Below are 3,222 nucleotides of genomic sequence, written 5' to 3'. Positions count from 1 at the left end.
GGGGGGAGGGGTTGCTGCGTTGCGGCCGTTCGCCACCGGAAGCCGCCTGCTCGGCGGCGTCGAGCATGGCTTCGGCCTGCTTCTGGATCGCGGCGGCGCGGGCCTGGTCCATGGGGTCGCTGCTTTCCTTCCGGACATAGCCGGCGGCCTGCTCGGCGAGGTCGAGGGTTTCGACCACCTCGTCCATCGTTTCCTCCAGCGCGGTCACATCGACCTTTTTGCCGGTCATTTCGTCGTCTCCCGTCGTTGCGGTTGGTGAAGCCAACAGGAGCGGGGCGGCGGCCGTTCCCAATCTGGTAATCCGTGCAGCCACCCGAAAAAAATCGGGAAGGGCGTGGGAATAGTTTTTTGCAGCGCACGTTCGTCTGTGTGTCCGGTGGCGCCCGCCACCCATCCTACCCAGGCTTGCGAAATCCCCACATGAGCAACCCGAAGCGTTCGATCCGGTCTGCGGCCTTGGCCGCGGCGATGCTCGCCGTGACTGCCGGCCACGCGTCCTTCTGGTCCTGGCGCAACGCGCCCACTCCTGTGGACGCCGTGCCGGGTCGCATCGAATCCGTCTCCTACTCCCCCTCGGGCCGCAGCTACGACCCGAACCACCAGCCGGTGGTCGATGCGGTGGAACTGGACCGCGACATGACCGCCATCGCCGGCTTCGCCGACGGTGTCCGCACCTACTCCACGCTGGGCTCCCAGGGCGACGTCCCGGCCATCGCGGCCAAGCATGGCCTGGATGTCACGCTGGGCGTCTGGCTGAGCGACGACAAGGCCCGCAACGAGCGCGAGGTCGCCCGCGCCATCGTGCTGTCGCGCACCGTGCGCGGCATCGAGCGCGTGGTGGTCGGCAACGAGACGCTGCTGCGCGCCGAACTGACCGACACGGAACTGGCCTCCTACATCCGCCGCGTCCGCGCCGGCGTGCCGAAGCACATCAAGGTCGGCACCGCCGACGTGTGGTCCGAGATCGTCAAGGCCAAGGAGACCATCGCGGCGTCCGACTACATGGGCGTCCACGTCCTGCCCTACTGGGAGGGCGTGCCGGTGGACAAGGCGCTGACCTGGATCCGCGACCGGCTGGACACCGTGCGCAAGGCGCATCCGGGCAAGCCGCTGTTCGTGGGCGAGGTGGGCTGGCCGTCGGGCGGCGAGAACTTCCACGACGCCTACCCGACGCCGCAGGCCCAGGCCTTCGTCGTCCGCAACTTCGCCGCCGAGGCGGGGATGCTCGGCATCGACTACAACGTGGTCGAGGCGTTCGACGGCGTGTGGAAGTCCAGCATCGAAGGCTCGCCCGGCCCGACCTGGGGCGTGCTCGACGCCGACCGCGCGCCGAAATGGCCGCTGGCCGGTGACGTCCCGGCCCCCTGGGGCGACCGTGCGGGCGCCGCCGTGGCGCTGGCCCTCGGCCTCGCCTTGTCGGCCTTCGCCGCCTTCCGCCGCCGCACCAACATGACCTACGCGCTGGCCGCGTCGGTGGGCGCCAACATCGTCGGCTTCGGCGTCGGCTCGGCCGTCGCCGGCGCCTACGCCGAATACTTCACCTTCGGCGCCGCGACCACCTGGGGCTCCGCCTTCCTGCTGGGCGCACTGATGATGTCGGTGGCCTTCGCCGACCTGACCGAGGTGGCCCGCCGCCTGTTCACCGGCCGCGCCCCGGCCCTGCTGCCGCGGGTTCCCGCGGTGCCGGAGCACAAGCCGATGGTGTCCGTGCACATCGCCGCCTGCCGCGAGCAGCCGGACGTGCTGGCCGCCACGCTGACCTCGCTGGCCCGCGTCGACTACCCGGACTACGAGGTCGTCGTCCTCATCAACAACACCGAGGACGAGGCGCTCGTCCGCCCGGTCGAGGAGCTGTGCGCCGAGCTGGGTCCGAAGTTCAAGTTCCATTGGTATAAGAAGATTTCCGGCTTCAAGGCCGGCGCGCTGAACGCCGCGCTGCGCCACACCGACCCGCGCGCCGAGATCGTCGCCGTGCTCGACGCCGACTACACGGTGGAGCCGGACTGGCTGAACAAGCTGGCCCCGACCTTCGCCGACCCGCGCGTCGGCATCGTCCAGGCGCCGCAGGAGCACCGCGACGGCCATGAGACGGCGCTGAAGGCCGCCATGACCGCCGAGTACCGCCCCTTCTTCGACGTCGGCATGCAGGAGGGTCTGACCTCCCAGGCCTTCGTCTGCCACGGCACGATGATCATGCTGCGCCGCTCCGCCATGGAACAGGTCGGCGGCTGGTCGGAAGAGGGCATCTGCGAGGACACCGAGCTGGGCATCCGCATCCTGTCGGCCGGCTACCGCGCCGCCTACACGGACGAGCGTCTCGGCCAGGGCCTCGCCCCCGACAACTTCATGCAGTTCCGCAAGCAGCGCGACCGCTGGGTCTTCGGCTCCACCCAGATCCTGCGCGCCCACTGGAAGAAGTTCCTGCCCGGCGCCACGGAGCTGACGCTCGGCCAGAAGATCGGCTACCTGACCAACTGGGCGCGCTGGTGGTCCGACGCGGTGGGCGTGCTGGCCGCCGGTGCGGCGGTCACCTGGACCTTCGCCTCGCTGGTCCTGCCGCTGCACCTGCCGCCGGTCCAGGCCACCGCCGCGGTGCTGGGAGCCCTGGTCCTGCGCGCCGGGTCGAGCCTGCTGGCCTCGCGCTACGCCTCCGGCAACTCGTGGAAGGAGAGCTTCGGGGCCTGCGCCGTCGGCATGGCGCTGTCCACCACGGTGGCGCTCGCCGCGCTCCGCGGTGTGGTCCGCAAGCGCGACGCCTTCCGCGTCACCGCCAAGGGCGGCAAGCGGACGCAGGGGGCCTTCTGCGCCAAGCCGGAAGCCTGGCTGTCGGGTGCGCTGCTGGCCTCCGCGGTCACCGCGTGGTTCGCCAACCCGCTGGGCACCCTGTCGCTGGAGCTGTGGGCGATCCTGCTGACCGCGATGGCCGTGCCCAACCTGATGGCCGTGGGCCTCGCGATCGGCGACATGCTGCCCGCCGGCACCCCGCGCCCGGCGCCGCTGCCCGCCCCGCAGGGCGTGGTCCAGCCCGCCGCCGCGCAGGCCAAGGGCGCCAACGAGCCGGTCGCCGCGTAACCGCGCAACTCCAAACGGAGAAAGCCCCCTTGCCGCCGGCAAGGGGGCTTTTTCTTTTGTCTTCATGGTCCCTCTCCCGTCCCGGGGGAGGGAAGGGGCCCGCGCCGCAGGGGGGGGAAGGGAGGGGGTAAGGACCAGGAGCGGCCCGGT

Annotated in this window: 2 protein-coding genes; one reads left to right on the top strand and one right to left on the bottom strand. The window is 70.9% G+C overall.

Annotation, left to right across the window (positions count from 1 at the left end; genetic code table 11):
• Nucleotides 1–229, bottom strand: a 229-nt coding sequence (locus GBZ26_RS28405; RefSeq protein ID WP_174441665.1) for a hypothetical protein, incomplete at its 3' end; no start/stop codon positions are given.
• 191 nt (nucleotides 230–420) lie between these two features.
• On the opposite strand from GBZ26_RS28405, the gene GBZ26_RS28400 reads away from it, so the two are divergent.
• Nucleotides 421–3,072, top strand: a complete 2,652-nt coding sequence (locus tag GBZ26_RS28400) for a glycosyltransferase (protein ID WP_174441664.1) — start codon at nucleotides 421–423, stop codon at nucleotides 3,070–3,072.
• Nucleotides 3,073–3,222 lie beyond the last annotated feature (150 nt).

This window comes from Azospirillum formosense (assembly GCF_013340925.1).
GTDB classification, from domain to species: Bacteria; Pseudomonadota; Alphaproteobacteria; order Azospirillales; family Azospirillaceae; genus Azospirillum; species Azospirillum formosense.
The sequence above is the reverse complement of the archived record's forward strand: the minus strand, read 5'-3'. Positions and strand labels throughout refer to the sequence as shown.